The organism is Youngimonas ophiurae (nom. illeg.) (assembly GCF_049803795.1).
GTDB lineage: Bacteria > Pseudomonadota > Alphaproteobacteria > Rhodobacterales > Rhodobacteraceae > Thalassobius.
The window spans coordinates 344,688-362,296 of the sequence record NZ_JBNAGJ010000001.1 but is presented as its reverse complement, the minus strand read 5'-3'; the positions used below and the strand labels follow the sequence as shown (position 1 = coordinate 362,296).

Sequence of the window (17,609 nt, the reverse complement as noted above, 5' to 3'; positions counted from 1 at the left end):
AACGGATGTCGGAAACCGGTCTGCAAAAGCTGGCCTTTGTCCTGCTTGTCATACTCATTCTCTACGTCTCGATTGCAGGAGGCGTATGATGTCGCAACGCTATGGTGGGAAATACAGTCCGCAAGGCGAAAGCCCGGCCCCGCAGGGCACGGCCAAAGAATTCCGGACCGCGCGCCGCACCCGCGCGGGCGGTCGCGTGAACCTGCTGTTTCTGGCCCCCCTGCCGCTGATCTGGTCGGCCTTTGGCAACGGGCCGACGGCCTTGGCGCTGAATCTGGCCGCGCTTGGCCTGCTGATCCTGGCCGCCTGGCTGACCCGCGAAGGGCTGATCGCGCAAGAGGCCTATGAGGCCCGCACCGTCGCCCGCCGCCCTGCCTTTCCGCGTAAAATCACCGGGTCTTTGCTGACCGGGCTGGGGCTGGGGCTGGCCGGGTTCGCCGCGACGGGCGATCTGATCGCGCCGGTGATTTACCTGATCGTTGGCACCGCGCTGCATCTGATGGCCTTTGGCCCAGACCCGTTGAAAAACAAGGGCCTAGAGGGCATCGACACCTTCCAGACAGACCGCGTGGCCCGCGCCGTGGACGAAGCCGAAGCCCACCTGACCGCCATGACCGATGCGATGAAACGTGCCAGCGACCGGCAGATGATGGCCCGGCTGGAGCAATTCCAGACCACCGCCCGCGATCTGTTCCGCACCGTTGAAAACGACCCGCGCGATCTGACGGCGGCGCGCAAATTCCTGTCGGTCTATCTGATGGGCGCGCGCGATGCGACGATCAAATTCGCCGACATCTATGGCCGCACCGGCGATGCTCAGGCGCGCACCGACTATGCCGCGCTTTTGGACGATCTTGAGCAAAACTTCGCCGCCCGCACGCAAAAACTGTTGCTGGACGACCGCAGCGATCTGAATATCGAGATCGACGTGCTGCGCGACCGGCTGAAACGCGAAGGCCTGACCTCGCACTAACGAAATAACGGATACTGAAAGGGAACCCCATGTCCGCAACGATTCAGCAAAAAGCGCAGGACACCCTGGCCCTGGTCGAGGAAGTTAACGCCGTCATCCTGCCCGACCCCACCAAAGCCGAAGAGATCGTGCCGCTGGAACAGGCCGATCCCGCCGCCTCGGAGGAAATCCGCACCCGCATCGCCGAGCTGGACATGTCCGACACCGGCTCGATCGTGCATTTCGGATCCGCCGCGCAGGCGGAATTGCAGGAAATCAGCCAAGCCATGTTGCAGGACGTGCGCAACAAGGACGTCGGCCCCGCCGGCGACAGCCTGCGCCAGATCGTCACCACGATCCGTGGGTTTTCCGTCAGCGAGCTGGACGTGCGCCGCAAACGCAGCTGGTGGGAAAAACTGATCGGCCGCGCCGCGCCCTTTGCCAAATTCACCGCCCGGTTCGAAACCGTGCAGGGCCAGATCGACAAGGTGACCGACGATCTGCTGCATCACGAACACACGCTGCTGAAAGACATCAAATCGCTGGACCTGCTGTACCAGAAAACCCTGGCGTTTTATGACGAGCTGGCGCTCTATATCGCCGCGGGTGAGGCCAAGCTGGCCGAGCTGGACGCCACCGACATCCCCGCCAAAGAGGCCGAAGTTCAGGCCGCCCCTGAGGGCGAGCAGGTGATGAAGGCGCAGGAATTGCGCGACCTGCGCGCCGCGCGCGACGATCTGGAACGCCGTGTGCACGATCTGAAACTGACTCGCCAGGTCACCATGCAGTCGCTGCCCTCGATCCGGCTGGTGCAGGAAAACGACAAATCGCTGGTGACGAAAATCAACTCGACCCTGGTGAACACCGTGCCGCTGTGGGAAACCCAGCTGGCTCAGGCCGTCACCATCCAGCGCTCGGCCGAGGCGGCCAGCGCCGTGCGCGACGCCAACGACCTGACGAACGAACTGCTGAAGGCCAACGCCGAAAACCTGCGGTCCAGCAACAAGATGATCCGCGAGGAAATGGAGCGTGGCGTCTTTGACATCGAAGCCGTCAAAGACGCCAACGCCAACCTGATCGCCACGATCAACGAAAGCCTTCAGATCGCCGACGAAGGCAAGGCCAAACGCGCCGCCGCCGAAGAGGATCTGAAGAAAATGGAAACCGAACTGCGCGACACGCTGGCCGCCGCCAAAGCCCGGAAAACCGGGCTGGGTGACACTGCGGGCACCGCCGTTCCTCAGACCTAAGCACAGGGTAAGTCCTTGAAACGACTGTCTGGCCTAACCAAAATCGCATCCGTCGGGGCCGTGCTGGCCCTGACGGGCTGCATTGAGCTTACGCCCCCCACCCCGCCGCAGGCACGCCCGGCGACGCTGCATCCCAGCCAGCCCTCGGCGCAGTCCCGCGCGCTGGCCACCTATTATGGCCGGCTACAGGCCGATCTGGTGGCCCAGGGGCTGCTGCGCACGGATGGGGGCGGGCCGGACACGCCCTTCAGCGCCGATATTCTGGCGCGCAATTTCGAACGGATCGCGTTTTTTGACGAATACGAACGCGGTGCCGGATTGCGGGTGTCCCGGGGCACCTCGGGTGTGCTGCGGCGCTGGTCGGGGCCTGTGCGGTTCTCGGTTGAGTTCGGCCAATTCACCCCGGCCGAGATCCGCAACAAGGACCGCGCCGCCATCACCAAATACGCGCAGCGCCTGAACCGGCTGACAGAGCACGCCATTTCCGTCCGTGATCAGGGGGCCAATTTCCATGTCCTGATCGCCTCTGAGGACGACCGCGCCCAGACCCTGACGCGGGTCAGGCAGATCGTGCCGAATATCAACCCGGCCTCTTTGCAGATCATCCAGAATATCCCGCGCTCGATTCACTGTATGGTGCTGGCGTTTTCGGATGTGGATAACGATCACGACTATGCCAAGGCCATCGCTATCATCCGGGCCGAACACCCCGATCTGGTGCGCCTGTCCTGCATTCACGAGGAACTGGCCCAGGGGCTGGGCCTGGCCAATGACAGCCCGAACGCGCGGCCCTCGATCTTCAATGACGATGACGAGTTCGCCCTGCTGACAACACATGACGAAATGCTGCTGCGGATGCTCTATGATCCGCGTTTGCGCGCGGGTATGACGGTGGACGAAGCCCGCCCCATCATCCGCCAGATCGCGATTGAACTGACCGGCGGCAGCAGCTGACTAATACGGAGGCCCTCATGGGTATTTTCGATTTCCTGACCGGAGAATTCATTGACGTCATCCATTGGGTGGATGACACGCGCGACACCATGGTCTGGCGGTTCGAGCGCGAAGACCACGAGATCAAATACGGTGCCAAGCTGACCGTCCGCGAGGGCCAGGCCGCCGTGTTCATCCACGAAGGCCAGCTGGCCGATGTCTTTACCCCCGGATTGTACATGTTGGAAACCAACAACATGCCGATCCTGACCACGCTAAACCATTGGGATCATGGGTTTAAATCCCCCTTTAAATCCGAGATCTACTTCGTCAGCACCACCCGGTTCAACGATCTGAAATGGGGCACGAAGAACCCCATCATGCTGCGCGATCCGGAATTCGGCCCCACCCGTATCCGCGCCTATGGCACCTATTCGGTGCGCGTCTCGGATCCGGCCCGTTTCCTGACCGAAATCGTCGGTACGGACGGCGAATTCACCATGGACGAGATCAGTTTTCAGGTGCGCAACATCATCGTGCAGGAGTTTTCCCGCGCGATTTCCGCCTCGGGGATTCCGGTGCTGGACATGGCAGCGAACACCGCCGATCTGGGCCGTCTGATCGCGGCTGAAATCTCGGGTACGATTGCTGAATACGGCCTGTCTATCCCTGAATTGTACATTGAAAACATCAGCTTGCCCCCCGCAGTCGAGGCGGCTTTGGATAAGCGGACCTCGATGGGGCTGGCCGGGGATCTGGGTAAATTCACCCAATATTCCGCCGCCGAGGCCATGACCGCCGCCGCGCAAACCCCCAATTCTGGAATGGGTGCGGGCCTTGGGATGGGAATGGGCATGGCGATGGCCCAAAACATGGCCAATACAGGCGCCAACGTAGGCCCCTGGGGCGCACGCCCCGCGCCTGCTGCGGCCCCCGTCGCGCCTCCGCCCCCGCCGGTGGAAAAAGTCTGGCACATCGCCAAGGACGGCCAGACGCAAGGCCCGTTTTCGCGCGCAACCCTGGGCCGGATGGCCTCGGACGGTAGCCTGACGCGCGAAACCCACGTCTGGACCGCCGGTCAGGACGGTTGGAAACATGCCGAGGACGTGCAGGAACTGGCACAGCTGTTTACCATTCTGCCGCCGCCCCCGCCGCCTGCGGGCTGACACATGACGCAAGTGACCCGCAGCCCGGACTGCGCAAACTCGGCGCAGAATCGCCGGATCGAAAACATCGCCCTTGCCCTGATGGGTGAGGGCGATCTGCCCGATGCCGCCCTGTCCGAGGGCGCGGTCTGGGATCGCTCGGGCGGGGCTGTTCTGGGCCGTCCGGCAATCCAGCAGGCCCGCGAAAACCAGCCCACCTGCAAATCCATCCGCATTGAACAAGTGGTCAGCCATGGCAAGGCGGGCACGGCCTCGGGGGTGTTGACGCGACCCGATGGCAGCACACGCTTGTTTTGCCATGTGATCCGCTTTACCCGTTCCGAAAATGGTGAAATCGCGCAAATGGTTAGTTTCGAACATGCCCACGGACGGAAAAATGGCTGAGCCTCAGGAACACCGCTTTCCCTGCGATCAATGCGGCGCGGACATGCGGTTTGACCCGGACGCCGGCCAGCTGATGTGCGATCATTGCGGCCATGTTCAGGAGGTCTCCGAGGCCAGCCCCTGGGGCGGCGGCGCCATCCGCGAGCTGGATTTCCAACAGGCCCTGAACAACCTGCTGCCCGCCCAGGAAATCGAGGAAACCCGCGTCACCAAATGCCCCAATTGCGGCGCGCAGGTCGAATTTTCGCAGGTCGATCACGCGCTGGAATGCCCGTTTTGCGCCACGCCCGTCGTCACGGATACCGGCACGCACCGCCATATCAAACCGCGCGGCGTGCTGCCCTTTGCACTGACCGAACAGCAGGCCCGCACGGCGATGACAGGCTGGCTGGGCCGTCTGTGGTTTGCGCCCAATGGATTGCAGGAATACGCACGCAAAGGCCGCCGGATGGAGGGCATCTATGTCCCCTACTGGACCTTCGACGCCGATACAAAATCCAAATATCGCGGCGAGCGTGGCACGGTTTACCACGAAACCCGCACGGTCACCCGCAATGGCAAACGCACACAGCAGCGCGTCACCAAAGTCCGCTGGAGCCCCAAATCCGGCCGGGTTGCGCGGTTCTTCGATGATGTGCTGGTGCTGGCCTCGCGCAGCCTGCCCAAACGCTTCACCGATGCGCTGGAACCCTGGGATCTGTCCGGCCTGGCCCCCTATCAGCCCGAGTTTCTGGCCGGCTTCCGCGCCGAGGGCTATGCGGTGGAACTGGACGAGGGCTATGATCAGGCCCGCGCCAAAATGAACCGCGTGATCGCGCGCGACGTGCGCTTTGACATCGGCGGAGACCGGCAGCGCATCCACGATATTCAGACACAGATCAGCGATGTCACCTTTAAACATGTGCTGCTGCCGGTCTGGCTGGCGGCCTATAAATATCGCGGGAAAACCTATCGTTTCGTGGTGAACGGCCAGACGGGCCGGGTGCAGGGCGAACGGCCCTGGTCGGCCTGGAAAATCGCTATTGCGGTGGTTCTGGGCCTGATCGTCGCGGGGACAGCAGGGTATTTCATCGCACAAAATCAATAACATGTCCTGGGGGAGGGGCACATGACCGACGATTTTCAAACCTTTGACCGCGTGATGCGCGCGCGTCATTCGTGCCGCGGCTTTCGCCCCGACCCGGTTCCATCCACGACCATCCAGCAGATCGTGCAAACCGCCCAACGCGTGCCCACCTGGTGCAACGCGCAGCCCTGGCAGATCATTGTCACCAGCGGCGCTCAGACCGATGCCTTCCGAAACGCGATGACACAGGCGGCTGAGACTCAGACCGCCCAGCCCGATCTGGACTGGCCGCAGCAATACACCGGCGTGTACCAAGAGCGGCGCCGGACCTGCGGATTGCAGCTTTATCAGGCCGTGGGGGTGACGCGCGGGGATCGGGTGGGCTCGGCCCGGCAAATGAGCGAAAACTACCGCCTGTTCGGCGCGCCGCATGTGGCCATCATCACCTCGGACTCCGATCTGGGCCCTTATGGCGTAATGGATTGCGGCGGGTTTGTCGCGGCCTTTGCGGCAGCCGCGCAGGCGGCGGGCGTGGCCAGCATCGCCCAGGCGGCCATCGCCGCTTTTGCCCCCACCGTGCGGGCGCATTTCGATATTCCGCAGACGCGCCTGATCCTCTGCGCGATCTCATTCGGATACGAAGATCCCGCCCATCCCGCCAACCAGTTTCGCACCGAGCGCGCCCCCCTGTCTCAGGTTCTGGATCTGCGCGAGTAACATCGGCATCCCCCGCAAACTTCAGCCCACGGAGCCCCCATGCGCGCCCTTTTACAACGTGTCACCCAAGCCTCGGTTTCGGTCGAGGGAACGACAGTCGGCCAATGCGGTGCCGGGCTGCTGATCCTGGTCTGCGCCATGCAGGGCGATACCGAATCCCAGGCCGATCATCTGGCCTCCAAAATCGCCAAGCTGCGGGTTTTCAAGGACGAAAACGGCAAAATGAACCGCTCGGTTCGCGATATTGAGGGCAGCGCGCTGGTGGTCAGCCAGTTCACGCTGGCCGCCGATACCTCACGCGGGAACCGGCCCGGATTTTCCGCCGCCGCGCCGCCCGATCAGGGCAAGGCGCTGTATGATTATTTCGCCGCGCAACTGGCCGCGCAGGGCGTGCCCGTTCAGACAGGGGTGTTCGGCGCGGACATGTCTGTGGCGCTGGTCAATGACGGGCCGGTGACCATCTGGATGGACAGCGCGCCAGAGTAGACCCCGCAAATCTGCATCGGAAAATTCAGAAAAATCCAGGCAGGGCGCTAAGTTAGGGACTGCACGCCCTGCCTGTGAAAAACCGGGCGCAGGGCCGCGCGTTCCGTTCGAAGATCCCTCTTATCCGGCAATCGGAACGCCCCCTCCTGCGTTCGTCGGCCTGGCTCTCCCTCTCTTCGTGGGAACGGGCCCCTGCGTCTGACCCCTCCGTCAAACGCCCGCCCGGCTATGATCGTCAAACGATCATAGCACCCCGAGTCGATCAAGCCCCATCAGGCGAAATCGTCAGACCAAACGGAAAAGTGACGTAACGACACTTGGGGTGCGGCACGGCAGGTCAGGTGCGATCCTTCGGATGATTCACCCCGTCCGCCCAGGGAATCTCGCCCAGATCGCGCGGGTTCACCCCTTCGATCGCGGCGGCATTCACCCCGTATTCATTCGGGTTCGAGCGCCGCTGATGATGCGTGTAAATCCCGCAGACCGAGCAAAAATAGTGTTTCGCCGTCCTGGTGCCCCATTGATACAGGGTCAGCTTATCCGCGCCGCGTATGATCTCGATCCCGTCCAGGGGTGCGGACACGGCAATCGCTCCGCGCCGGCGACAGAAGGAACAATCGCAGCGCCGCGCGGTGTTGAAACCGTCGCTTAGCTGCACGGACAATTCGACAGCGCCACAATGGCAGGTCAGTTTATGGGTCATTTACGGCGCCTTTTCACAGTCGGGATTGAGGAACGGGACAAAGGATAGCTGCTCTCGGGATTGGGGGGCTGGCCATGGGTGCGTTCCCAAAACCCCACACCGCCCTGACGCATCCAATAGGGCAAAGCCAGCACGAATCCGGCCAGAAACCCACCCGCATGAGCCCAATAGGCCACGCCTCCGCCGCTGGCATCCACGGTACTGCCCGAAAACAGTTGCAGCACGAACCACACCCCCAGCATCGCCCAGGCCGGCACCGGAAAGATGCGGAAAAACACAAAGAAAATGAACAAGATGTCGATCCGCGCCTTAGGAAACAGCAACAGATAGCCCCCCATCACCCCGGCAATCGCCCCCGAGGCCCCCACCGTCGGGATCACCGAGCCCGGATCGGCCGCCACATGCGCAAAGGCCGCCGCCAACCCCGAGGCCAGATAGAACAGCAAGAACCCGACATGGCCAAAGGCGTCCTCCATATTGTCGCCAAAGATCCATAAAAACAGCATGTTACCGGCCAGATGCATCCAGCCTCCGTGCATGAACATGGTGGTGAACAGGGTCTCATACCCCGCCCCCTGAGCGACACGGGCGGGGATCAGGCTCCAGTCAAAAAAGAACGCGTTCAGCGCACGCGGATCATCGAACAGCTCCACGTAGCTTAGAAACACCGCCACATTCACCGCAATCAGCGCATAGGTGACAAAGGGCGTGCGGTCGGACGGGTTGTGATCTCGGATCGGAAACATGGGCGCACGATCCGGCCTTTTGCCGGTAAGGTCAAGTAACCGTGACTTGACCCGCCCGCGCGATGCGTCACCATTGGGCCATGCTGAAACCTTGGATCATAGCGCTGACACTGGCCGGATCACAGGCGGTATCGCAGGGTGAATTGCAGGATGAATTTCAGGCCGCAACCTGCCCTGCGCCGCCCGATCACTCCGCCGCGCTGAATCGCCTGCTGGATCGGGTCCAGGCGGCCGGATCAGAATCCCAGGCCCGGCAGATTTCGGATCAGATGTGGGCGCTGTGGGCCAGCGCCCCCGATGAGATCGCCCAAGAGATCCTGAACGCCGGCATGGCCAAACGCGCAAGCTATGACCTGCTGGGCGCCCGGCAGGCGTTCGACCGGCTGATCGCCTACTGCCCCGACTATGCCGAGGGCTATAACCAGCGCGCCTTTGTCAATTTCATCCGCCAGGATTACAGCGCCTCTCTGACCGATCTGGAGCGCACTCTGGCCCTCTCGCCCCGGCACCTGGGCGCGATGACGGGCAAGGCTTTGGCGTTGATGGGGCTGGGCCGCATGGACGAGGGCCAGCAGGTGCTGCGCGCCGCGCTGGCACTGAACCCCTGGCTGCCCGAACGCCACCTGCTGACCCCCCGCGGCGAAGAGCTCTGAGCCCCGAAAATCCGGCCATCTGAAATTTTCCGGTGACGCGCGCGCCGTCATGCTGTATGCCCATCGCATCTGTTGGGGTGCCCCGAGGGGCTGAGATGCAATCCGCAAACCCATTGAACCTGAACCGGTTAGGACCGGCGGAGGGAACAGACTTTGGGATTTTGCACGCCCAAAGACCCGTTTCTTTCTCTCGATCCGTCCATTGATCAAAGGAAGAAACCCTTGGCCTCTATCGCATTGACCATCGCCGGATCTGACAGCGGAGGCGGCGCCGGTATTCAGGCGGATCTGAAGACTTTCTCGGCACTGGGGGTTTATGGCGCCAGCGTGATCACCGCCGTCACCGCGCAGAACACCCAGGACGTGACCGCCGTGCATCCGATCCCTCTGGATGTGGTGCGCGCGCAGATCGCGGCAGTGCTGGAGGATCTGGACGTGGCCGCGATCAAGATCGGCATGTTGGGATCGCCCCAGCTGGTGACATGCGTGGCCCAGGCCCTGGCCGATTTCGACGGCCCCATCGTGCTGGACCCGGTGATGGTGGCCAAATCCGGCGCGGTGCTGCTGCCCCCCGAGGCAATCGCCCCCCTGCGCACAGAGCTGCTGCCGCGCGCCACCGTCCTGACCCCGAATATCCCCGAGGCCGCCCTGCTGCTGGACCAGCCCGAAACCCTGACCGCCGAGGCGCTCAGGCAGCAGGGGCAAAACCTGCTGGCGCTGGGGCCCCAGGCGGTGCTGATGAAGGGCGGGCATGGGCTGGGCAATATCTGCACCGACTGGCTGATCAATGAACGCGGCGCGCTGGGGCTGGAATCTGACCGTATCCATACGCGCAACACCCATGGGACCGGCTGCACCCTGTCCTCGGGTATCGCGGCGGGGCTGGCGCGCGGGCAATCTGTGGAAACCGCCGTGCGCGCCGCGCATGGCTGGCTGCATCGGGCCATTCTGCGCGCCGATGACCTGAGCATCGGCCACGGGCACGGCCCGGTTCACCACTTTCACGAGGTCTGGACATGAGCCCCGATTTCACCGTTCTGGGCAGCGGCGTTGTGGGCCTGTGCGTCGCCTCGGAACTGTCCCGGCGCGGCCAGTCCGTCACCGTCTGCGACCCCGCGCTTGGCCCCGGTCCGCAGGGCTGTTCGTGGTGGGCCGGCGGGATGCTGGCCCCCGATTGCGAGGGCGAAAGCGCCGAGCCCCCCGTCATCCGCCATGGCCGCAAAGCCGCCGACTGGTGGCGCGCGCGCGGCGCCGAGGTCACGCAAATGGGCTCGGTCGTGGTGGCGCTTAGCCGCGATCACGCCGAGCTGACCCGCTTTGCCCAGCGCACCGAAAACCACCGCGCCCTGACAGCGGACGCGCTAACCGATCTAGAACCGCACCTGTCCGGCAGGTTCCCCCACGCGCTGCATATGACATTGGAATCACACATTAATCCACGCCAAACCCTGTCCGGTCTGCGCGATGCTCTGCAAGCAGAGGACGTGCATTTCACCGCCGACACCACCCGTCAGGGGCAGGTCATCGACTGCCGCGGGCTGGCCGCCAAAGACAGCCTGCCCGACCTGCGCGGCGTCAAGGGCGAGATGGTGATCCTGCATACGCCCGACATCGTGCTCGCCCGTCCGGTGCGGCTGCTGCACCCGCGCTATCCGCTGTATATCGTGCCGCGTGGCGACGGGGTGTTCATGCTGGGCGCCACCCAGATCGAGCGCGAGGACGGCGCGCGCGCCTCGGTCCGGTCGGTGCTGGAACTGCTCAGCGCCGCCTATGCGCTGAACCCCGCCTTCGCCGAGGCCGAAATTCTGGAAATCGGCACCGGCGCGCGCCCGGCCTTTGCCGACAACATGCCCCGCATCAGGCACCTGCCGGACGCGCTGCATGTGAACGGGCTGTTCCGCCACGGATACCTGCTGGCCCCCGCGCTGGCGCAGATGGTGGGCGCCCTGCTGCTGGACGGAACAACACCGGAGGATTGGTATGAAGATCATCGTTAACGGGCAAGACACCGATACGGACGCAACCACGCTGGAGCAGTTGCTGGATCAGCAGGGCCACAGCGGCGCCAAGCTGGCCACCGCCGTGAATGAGGTCTTCGTGCCTGCCACGCTGCGCCCGTCTCATACGCTGAAACCGGGGGATCGGGTGGAAATCCTGGCCCCCATGCAAGGAGGCTGACATGCCCACGTTCTATGACACTCGGATCGAGTCCGCGATGATGCTGGGCACCGCGCAATACCCCTCGCCCGCCATTCTGGCGCAGGCCTTTCAACGCTCGGGCGCGGGCATTGCCACCGTGTCCATCCGGCGCGAGGGCGGCGCGGAAAAGGCCGGGCAGGCCTTCTGGCAATTGATTCAGGATCTGGGCGTGGCCGTCCTGCCCAACACCGCCGGCTGCCACTCTGTCCGCGAGGCCGTGACCACCGCCCACATGGCCCGCGAGCTGTTCGACACGCCCTGGATCAAGCTTGAGGTCATCGGCAATGCGGACACACTGCAGCCGGACCCATTCGGCCTGATCGAGGCTGCACGCATCCTGTCCGAAGACGGGTTTCAGGTGTTCCCCTATTGCACCGAGGATCTGGTCCTGTGTGACCGTCTGCTGGACGCGGGCTGCAAGGTTCTGATGCCCTGGGGCGCGCCGATTGGCACCGGGCTGGGGCTGAATAACCTCTACGGTCTGCGCAGCCTGCGCGCGCATTTCCCAGACGTGCCGCTGGTGGTGGATGCGGGGCTGGGCCTGCCCAGCCAGGCCGCGCAGGCGATGGAGCTGGGCTATGATGCGGTGTTGCTGAACACCGCCGTCGCCAAAGCCGGAGACCCCGCCGCCATGGCCGAGGCCTTTGCCGGGGCGGTCGCCGCGGGCGCGCAGGCCTATCGCGCCCAGCCGATGATGCCACGCGACATGGCTGCCCCCTCTACCCCTCTGATTGGAAAGGCTTTTCTATCATGATCCCGCATCCGTTCTATCCTATCTTCGATAGCAGCGACTGGCTGGAACGGCTGCTGCCGCTGGGGGTGAAATTCGTCCAGCTGCGGATCAAGGATCAGCCGCAGGACGTGCTGCGCGCCGAAATCGCGCGCGCGCAGCAGCTGTGCCAGACCCACGGGGCCACGCTGGTGGTGAACGATCATTGGCAGCTGGCGATTGATCTGGGCTGCGACTGGATTCACCTGGGCCAAGAGGATCTGGATACCGCTGATCTGCCCGCCATCCGTGCCGCGGGGCTGAAACTGGGCCTGTCCACACATGACCGCGCCGAACTGGATCGCGCCCTAGCGATCAACCCCGATTACATCGCGCTTGGCCCCGTTTACCCAACCATTCTGAAGAAAATGAAATGGCACCAGCAGGGTCTGGAGAAACTGACCGAATGGAAGGCCCTGATCGGGGACATCCCGCTGATCGCCATCGGCGGAATGTCCGTGGAACGCGCGGCGGGGGCGATGCGGGCGGGGGCCGATTGTGTCTCGGCCGTGACCGACATCACGCTAAATCCCGCCCCCGAGGACCGCGTGCGCGCCTGGCTGAAAGAGCTGTCATGACCCGTTATGCCCGTCAGATCGCCGTGCCGGCCCTTGGCCCGGCAGGGCAGGCCCGTCTGGCCCAGGCGCATGTTCTGGTGATCGGTGCCGGAGGGCTGGCCGCGCCCGTGCTGCAATATCTGGTGGGCGCGGGCGTGGGGGCGATCCGCCTGGTCGATCCAGACCGGGTGGAGCTAAGCAACCTGCATCGCCAGACCCTGTTCCGCCACACCGACATCGGGACATCCAAGGCCCAGGCCGCCTCCGCCCATATGCAGGCGCTGAACCCGGACTGCCGGATCACCCCGCATCAAACGGCCTTTGACCCCGGCAACGGGGCCGCATTGCTAGAGGACATCACCCTGGTGCTGGATTGCGCCGACAGTTTCGCCGCCAGCTATGTGGCCAGCGATCTGTGCCTGCGCCTTGGCCTGCCGTTGATCAGTGCCTCGGTGGTCGGCACTCAGGGGTATGCGGGCGGTTTTTGCGCCGGTGCCCCCGGTCTGCGCGCCGTGTTCCCCGACCTGCCCAACCGGCTGGGCAGCTGCGCCGAAGATGGCGTTCTTGGCCCCTCGGTCGGGGTGATCGGCGCGCTACAGGCGCAGATGGCCGTGGCGGTTGTGGCCGGGATCTGCCCCAGCCCGCTGGGCCAGCTGCTCAGCTATGACGCGCTGAATTTCCGCTTTGGGGGGTTCCGTTTCGATGGCGCGCCCGACCCGCAGGACGGCCACCGTTTCATCGCCCCTTGTGAGATCCGGCAGACCGACAGCGTGATCGACCTGCGCGCAGCAGAAGAGCCCGGCCCCGCCCTGCCCGGCGCCACCCGGCTGACTGTCGCCGATTTCGAAACCCGCCCCCCCGTGCCAGACGCGCCCCGCGTGGTGCTGGCCTGCCGCTCCGGCCTGCGCGCCTGGCAGGCGGCCGACCATCTGCGCCGCGTCAGCCGCACCGATATCGTTCTGATCGCCCTGGGCGCGCAGAGCCACCCCACCCCAAAGACCCCACGAAAGGACTCTCTATGAAACACCTTGCCCTTGCTGCCGCGTTGCTGACGGCCACCCCGGCCATGGCGGCCGATAAAATGACTCTGCTGTTGGATTGGTTCGTCAATCCCGATCACGGGCCGATCATCGTTGCCCAGGAAAAAGGGTTCTTTGCGGACCAAGGGCTTGAGGTGGAGATCATCGCGCCGGCCGATCCCTCGGACCCGCCCAAACTGGTGGCGGCGGGCAAGGCCGAGCTGGCGATCTCCTACCAGCCGCAGCTGCATCTGCAAGTCGCCCAGGGCCTGCCGCTGACCCGCGTCGGCACCCTGGTGGCCACACCGCTGAACTGCCTGCTGGTGCTGAAGGACGGCCCGATCAAGGACATCGCAGACCTGAAGGGCGGTAAGATCGGCTATTCCGTTGCCGGTGTCGAAGAGGCCCTGCTGACCGCCATTCTGGGCAAACACGGGCTAAGCGTGGACGATATCGAACTGGTCAATGTGAACTGGTCTCTGTCGCCCTCGCTGATGTCGGGCCAGGTGGATGCCGTGCTGGGCGCCTACCGCAATTTCGAACTGAACCAGATGGAAATCGAAGGCGTTGAGGGCAAGTGTTTCTACGTCGAAGAGGAAGGCGTGCCCACCTATGACGAGCTGATCTACGTCGCCAACACCGATCAGATGGACGCCGACAAACTGACCCGTTTCCTGCGCGCGACGGAACTGGCGACGCAGTATATCGTCAACCATCCGCAAGAAAGCTGGCAGATCTTCTCGGGCACCTCGGCCGAATTGCAGGACCAGTTGAATGAAATGGCCTGGGCCGACACGCTGCCGCGTTTTGCGCTGCGTCCCGCGGCGCTGGATTCGGCCCGCTATGCCCGCTTTGAAAGCTTTCTGGCCAAGGCCGGGCTGATCGAGGGCACCCGCCCTGTCTCGGATCTGGCGATCGAGCTGAACACCCAATGAGCTATGGCAAAACATTCGCGCTCTGGCGCGCGGCGGCGGGCCTGGAATGGCCCGCCTATACCGAACATGCGTTCGTAAAGGGGCTGGCCGATGGCAGCCTGCCCCGCGCAGCGTTTTTGCACTATCTGGTGCAGGATTACGTGTTCCTGATCCACTTTTCCCGCGCCTGGGCACTGGCTGTCACCAAGGCCGAAACCATCGAGGAAATGCGCCTGTGCGCGGGCACGGTGAATGCGCTGATCGACGATGAAATGTCCCTGCATGTGCAGCTGTGCGCCAAAGCCGGAATTTCCGAGACCCAGCTGTTTGCCGCCACCGAGCGGACCGAGAACCTGGCCTATACCCGCTATGTTCTGGACGCCGGCCACAGCGGGGATTTCCTGGATCTGATGGCCGCGCTGGCCCCTTGCGTGATGGGCTATGGCGAGATCGGCGCGCGGCTTCTGGCCGATCGCAGCTCGGACCTCTATGCCGAGTGGATCCAGACCTATGGCGGCCCCGAGTACCAATCGGTCTGTGCCGATGTGGGCGCGCTGATCGACGGGGCTGTGGCGCTTCGGATCGGGGAAACCCCGGCGCAATCGCCCCGGTGGCAGGCCCTGTGCGACCGTTTCACCATGGCCACCCGGCTTGAGGTCGGGTTCTGGGATATGGGGCTGCGCCCGTGACATCTGTGCCCGTGACATCTGCGCCCGATCTGACCCTGCGCGGCGATGCCTTTTACGGCAGTAGCCCGGTGTTTCAGAACGCCGATCTACACGTGCCCGCCGGGCAATGGACCTGCTTGCTGGGCGGCTCGGGCGTGGGGAAATCCACGGTGTTGAACCTGTTTGCCGGGCTGGCCAGCGGGGTCACGTTTCGCGGAACCTGCGCGGCCAGCGATGGCCCGCTGGCGGGGCGGGTGGCGCTGATGGCGCAGGACGATCTGCTGCTGCCCTGGCGCGATGTGGCCGCGAATGTCGGGCTGGGCGCGTCCCTGCGTGGGCACGCGCCCGATCACGCGCGCATCCTGCGGGTGCTGGAGCGGGTCGGGCTGGCAGACAAGGCCACGGCCAAGCCCGCACAGCTGTCGGGCGGGCAGCGCCAGCGCGTCGCCCTGGCCCGCACCTTGATCGAGGACCGCCCCATCGTGCTGCTGGACGAGCCTTTCTCGGCGCTGGACGCGCGCACCCGCGCACAGATGCAGGATTTGGCCGCCGAATTGCTGCACGGACGCACCGTCTTGCTGGTCACTCACGACCCGGCCGAGGCCGCGCGCCTGGGTCATGTCATCACCCTGATGACCGCTGGCGGGCTCAGCACCGTCGCTCCGCCCGCCGGCCCCGTCCCCCGGCCCTTTGACGCGCCCGATGTGCTGCGCGTTCAGGCCACGCTTCTTACCCTGTTACGAGAGGACAGCTCATGCGACCAACCGACCTACTAAGGCAACAATCCCAAGCCGACTGGACCGCCGCCACCACGCATGAATTTACCGATGCTTTGGGCGCGGGCACCTTGCCGCCGGAAAAAATGGCCGGCTATCTGCAACAGGATTACCTGTTTGTGGATGGGTTTGTGCGGCTGCTGGCCTCGGCTATTGCCCATGCGCCCACCCTGGCCGATGGCGTGCCCGCCGCGCAGTTTCTGGGCCTGGTGACAAGCGACGAAAACACCTATTTCCTGCGCAGCCTTGACGCGCTGGGATACCCTGCACAGGCAGAGCCGGCCCCGCAAACCCTTGCATTCCAAGAGCTTATGACAATGGCCCGCCACTCGGGCCGGTACGAGCTGATGCTGGCTGTGCTGGTGGTTGCCGAATGGGTGTATCTGGACTGGGCCGCCCCGATGGAACAACGCGCCGCGGATCTGCCGTTTTGGCTGGGCGAGTGGATCACCCTGCATTCCGGCCCCGGTTTCGAAGGGGTGGTTGCCTATTTGCGCGGACAGTTGGATCAGATCTGGCCGCACCTAGCCCCCTCCGCGCAAGACGACGTGCAACGGCTGTTTGCGCAGACCGTCGCGGCCGAGCGCGCGTTCTTTGATGCCGCCTGGGCCGGCTTCGCGGTGGCCACATGAAAATCACCCAGCTAAAGGCCTGGCAGGCTGGGCTGGCCTCGGCCGGGCTGGCGTTGCTGATCTGGCAACTGGTGGTCTGGCTGGGGGATATGCCTCGTTTTATCCTGCCCGGCCCGGCCCTGGTGGCCGAGACCCTGTGGACCAGCCGCGCGCTGATCGCCCAGCACGCAGCCATCACCCTGTCCGAGGTTCTGCTGGGCCTGACCCTGGGCGCCATCCTGGGCGGGATAACGGCGATCGGTCTGGCGGTTTCACCGGTGGCGCGGGCCCTGATCCGCCCGATGCTGGTGTTCAGCCAGGCGGTGCCGGTGTTCGCGCTGGCCCCGTTGCTGACACTGTGGTTTGGCTATGGGCTGTGGTCCAAGGTGCTGATGGCGCTGATCATCATCTATTTCCCGGTTACCTCATCGTTTTTCGATGCGTTGATGCGGCCTCATCCCGGCTGGCTGGGTCTGGGGCAGGTCATGGGCGGCACCCCGGCGCGGCTGCTGTGGCATATCCGGATTCCGGCGGCCCTGCCGGGGCTGGCCTCGGGGTTGCGGCTGGCGGCGGTCTATGCCCCCATCGGCGCGATCATCGGCGAATGGGTGGGCGCCAGCAAAGGCCTGGGCTATCTGATGCTGCTGGCCAACGGACGCGCGAAAATCGACCTGATGTTTGCGGCCTTGCTGGTGCTGGCGGTGATGACAGTGGCCCTGCACGCAGCCGTGAACGCCCTGGCGCGCCGGTTTCTGGATGGCCCGGACGCGTGACAGGCTGAATTTAGGCCAAGCTGGGTTTAGATAAGGCTGAATTCACACAAGGCCGGTAGGATCGTTGGTACGGGCGGGGGGACTTGAACCCCCACGGGCATATGCCCCACGGATTTTCATACCATCTACGGTTTTCACCGCCGCCCGGATGGGCGTTTGTGGTCTGGACTATCCCTTCACCCTAGCCGAAGCCTTAGGCGCTGCCCGTCTAGTCTCTACACCTTCCCCTTTCGGGGCTTGGCTCGGGATTGCCATTTCACAGGTTTC

The 17,609-nt window shown here is 64.1% G+C and carries 22 protein-coding genes and 1 riboswitch; of the genes, 20 read left to right on the top strand and 2 right to left on the bottom strand.

All coding sequences use genetic code 11. The annotated features are described in order from the left end of the window. Positions 1 to 88: 88 nt before the first annotated feature. From ACP15O_RS01915 to dtd, 8 genes are read left to right on the top strand one after another with little or no spacing between them, the layout of a single operon-like run. The gene (locus tag ACP15O_RS01915) at positions 89 to 973 is read left to right on the top strand and encodes a 5-bromo-4-chloroindolyl phosphate hydrolysis family protein (RefSeq protein ID WP_425094340.1); all 885 of its coding nucleotides are present in this window, start codon (positions 89 to 91) and stop codon (positions 971 to 973) included. Positions 974 to 1,002: 29 nt separating this feature from the next. After that, on the top strand, positions 1,003 to 2,202 hold the full coding sequence (locus tag ACP15O_RS01910; RefSeq protein ID WP_425094338.1) for a toxic anion resistance protein: 1,200 nt from the start codon (positions 1,003 to 1,005) through the stop codon (positions 2,200 to 2,202). A gap of 15 nt (positions 2,203 to 2,217) precedes the next feature. Continuing rightward, on the top strand, positions 2,218 to 3,156 hold the full coding sequence (locus ACP15O_RS01905) for a DUF2927 domain-containing protein (RefSeq protein WP_425094337.1): 939 nt from the start codon (positions 2,218 to 2,220) through the stop codon (positions 3,154 to 3,156). A 17-nt stretch (positions 3,157 to 3,173) separates the two neighbouring features. Further along, the gene (locus ACP15O_RS01900) at positions 3,174 to 4,301 is read left to right on the top strand and encodes an SPFH domain-containing protein (RefSeq protein ID WP_425094336.1); all 1,128 of its coding nucleotides are present in this window, start codon (positions 3,174 to 3,176) and stop codon (positions 4,299 to 4,301) included. Positions 4,302 to 4,304: 3 nt separating this feature from the next. Continuing rightward, on the top strand, positions 4,305 to 4,685 hold the full coding sequence (locus tag ACP15O_RS01895; protein WP_425094335.1) for a hypothetical protein: 381 nt from the start codon (positions 4,305 to 4,307) through the stop codon (positions 4,683 to 4,685). Next, positions 4,678 to 5,772: a TFIIB-type zinc finger domain-containing protein gene (locus tag ACP15O_RS01890; RefSeq protein WP_425094334.1), complete on the top strand. Its 1,095-nt coding sequence runs from the start codon at positions 4,678 to 4,680 to the stop codon at positions 5,770 to 5,772. Before ACP15O_RS01895 ends, ACP15O_RS01890 begins: the two co-directional genes overlap by 8 nt. 21 nt (positions 5,773 to 5,793) lie before the next feature. Further along, positions 5,794 to 6,468 (top strand): nitroreductase family protein, encoded by a 675-nt coding sequence (locus ACP15O_RS01885; RefSeq protein WP_425094333.1) that lies wholly within the window; start codon positions 5,794 to 5,796, stop codon positions 6,466 to 6,468. 39 nt (positions 6,469 to 6,507) lie between these two features. Beyond that, on the top strand, positions 6,508 to 6,954 hold the full coding sequence (gene dtd, locus ACP15O_RS01880; RefSeq protein ID WP_425094332.1) for a D-aminoacyl-tRNA deacylase: 447 nt from the start codon (positions 6,508 to 6,510) through the stop codon (positions 6,952 to 6,954). Between the two features lie 337 nt (positions 6,955 to 7,291). Here the strand turns inward: dtd and ACP15O_RS01875 are convergent, their stop codons facing one another. Beyond that, positions 7,292 to 7,657, bottom strand: a complete 366-nt coding sequence (locus tag ACP15O_RS01875) for a GFA family protein (RefSeq protein WP_425094331.1) — start codon at positions 7,655 to 7,657, stop codon at positions 7,292 to 7,294. Beyond that, the gene (locus ACP15O_RS01870; RefSeq protein ID WP_425094330.1) at positions 7,654 to 8,403 is read right to left on the bottom strand and encodes a rhomboid family intramembrane serine protease; all 750 of its coding nucleotides are present in this window, start codon (positions 8,401 to 8,403) and stop codon (positions 7,654 to 7,656) included. Before ACP15O_RS01870 ends, ACP15O_RS01875 begins: the two co-directional genes overlap by 4 nt. Before the next feature lie 80 nt (positions 8,404 to 8,483). Between ACP15O_RS01870 and ACP15O_RS01865 the strand changes: the two genes are divergently transcribed. From ACP15O_RS01865 to ACP15O_RS01810, 12 genes are all read left to right on the top strand, one after another. After that, the gene (locus tag ACP15O_RS01865) at positions 8,484 to 9,056 is read left to right on the top strand and encodes a tetratricopeptide repeat protein (protein ID WP_425094329.1); all 573 of its coding nucleotides are present in this window, start codon (positions 8,484 to 8,486) and stop codon (positions 9,054 to 9,056) included. Between the two features lie 63 nt (positions 9,057 to 9,119). Continuing rightward, positions 9,120 to 9,219: riboswitch (TPP riboswitch) on the top strand. Positions 9,220 to 9,278: 59 nt separating this feature from the next. Continuing rightward, positions 9,279 to 10,076, top strand: coding sequence for a bifunctional hydroxymethylpyrimidine kinase/phosphomethylpyrimidine kinase (gene thiD / locus ACP15O_RS01860; RefSeq protein ID WP_425094328.1), 798 nt, complete (start codon positions 9,279 to 9,281; stop codon positions 10,074 to 10,076). After that, the gene (locus ACP15O_RS01855) at positions 10,073 to 11,053 is read left to right on the top strand and encodes an FAD-dependent oxidoreductase (RefSeq protein ID WP_425094327.1); all 981 of its coding nucleotides are present in this window, start codon (positions 10,073 to 10,075) and stop codon (positions 11,051 to 11,053) included. Before thiD ends, ACP15O_RS01855 begins: the two co-directional genes overlap by 4 nt. Then, positions 11,037 to 11,234: a sulfur carrier protein ThiS gene (thiS, locus tag ACP15O_RS01850; RefSeq protein WP_425094326.1), complete on the top strand. Its 198-nt coding sequence runs from the start codon at positions 11,037 to 11,039 to the stop codon at positions 11,232 to 11,234. Before ACP15O_RS01855 ends, thiS begins: the two co-directional genes overlap by 17 nt. Before the next feature lies 1 nt (position 11,235). Then, positions 11,236 to 12,009 carry a thiazole synthase gene (locus ACP15O_RS01845; RefSeq protein WP_425094325.1) on the top strand — a complete coding sequence of 258 codons (774 nt, stop codon included), beginning with the start codon at positions 11,236 to 11,238 and terminating at the stop codon, positions 12,007 to 12,009. Then, positions 12,006 to 12,602 (top strand): thiamine phosphate synthase, encoded by a 597-nt coding sequence (locus tag ACP15O_RS01840; RefSeq protein WP_425094324.1) that lies wholly within the window; start codon positions 12,006 to 12,008, stop codon positions 12,600 to 12,602. The genes ACP15O_RS01845 and ACP15O_RS01840 overlap by 4 nt, the downstream gene beginning before the upstream one ends. Continuing rightward, on the top strand, positions 12,599 to 13,603 hold the full coding sequence (locus tag ACP15O_RS01835; protein ID WP_425094323.1) for a ThiF family adenylyltransferase: 1,005 nt from the start codon (positions 12,599 to 12,601) through the stop codon (positions 13,601 to 13,603). The genes ACP15O_RS01840 and ACP15O_RS01835 overlap by 4 nt, the downstream gene beginning before the upstream one ends. Next, positions 13,600 to 14,535 carry an ABC transporter substrate-binding protein gene (locus ACP15O_RS01830; protein ID WP_425094322.1) on the top strand — a complete coding sequence of 312 codons (936 nt, stop codon included), beginning with the start codon at positions 13,600 to 13,602 and terminating at the stop codon, positions 14,533 to 14,535. The genes ACP15O_RS01835 and ACP15O_RS01830 overlap by 4 nt, the downstream gene beginning before the upstream one ends. Beyond that, the gene (tenA, locus tag ACP15O_RS01825) at positions 14,532 to 15,203 is read left to right on the top strand and encodes a thiaminase II (protein ID WP_425094321.1); all 672 of its coding nucleotides are present in this window, start codon (positions 14,532 to 14,534) and stop codon (positions 15,201 to 15,203) included. Before ACP15O_RS01830 ends, tenA begins: the two co-directional genes overlap by 4 nt. Positions 15,204 to 15,214: 11 nt before the next feature. Then, positions 15,215 to 15,958: an ABC transporter ATP-binding protein gene (locus ACP15O_RS01820; RefSeq protein ID WP_425094839.1), complete on the top strand. Its 744-nt coding sequence runs from the start codon at positions 15,215 to 15,217 to the stop codon at positions 15,956 to 15,958. Beyond that, positions 15,937 to 16,590, top strand: coding sequence for a TenA family protein (locus ACP15O_RS01815; protein ID WP_425094320.1), 654 nt, complete (start codon positions 15,937 to 15,939; stop codon positions 16,588 to 16,590). Before ACP15O_RS01820 ends, ACP15O_RS01815 begins: the two co-directional genes overlap by 22 nt. Continuing rightward, positions 16,587 to 17,342 carry an ABC transporter permease gene (locus ACP15O_RS01810; protein ID WP_425094319.1) on the top strand — a complete coding sequence of 252 codons (756 nt, stop codon included), beginning with the start codon at positions 16,587 to 16,589 and terminating at the stop codon, positions 17,340 to 17,342. Before ACP15O_RS01815 ends, ACP15O_RS01810 begins: the two co-directional genes overlap by 4 nt. Positions 17,343 to 17,609: the final 267 nt, after the last annotated feature.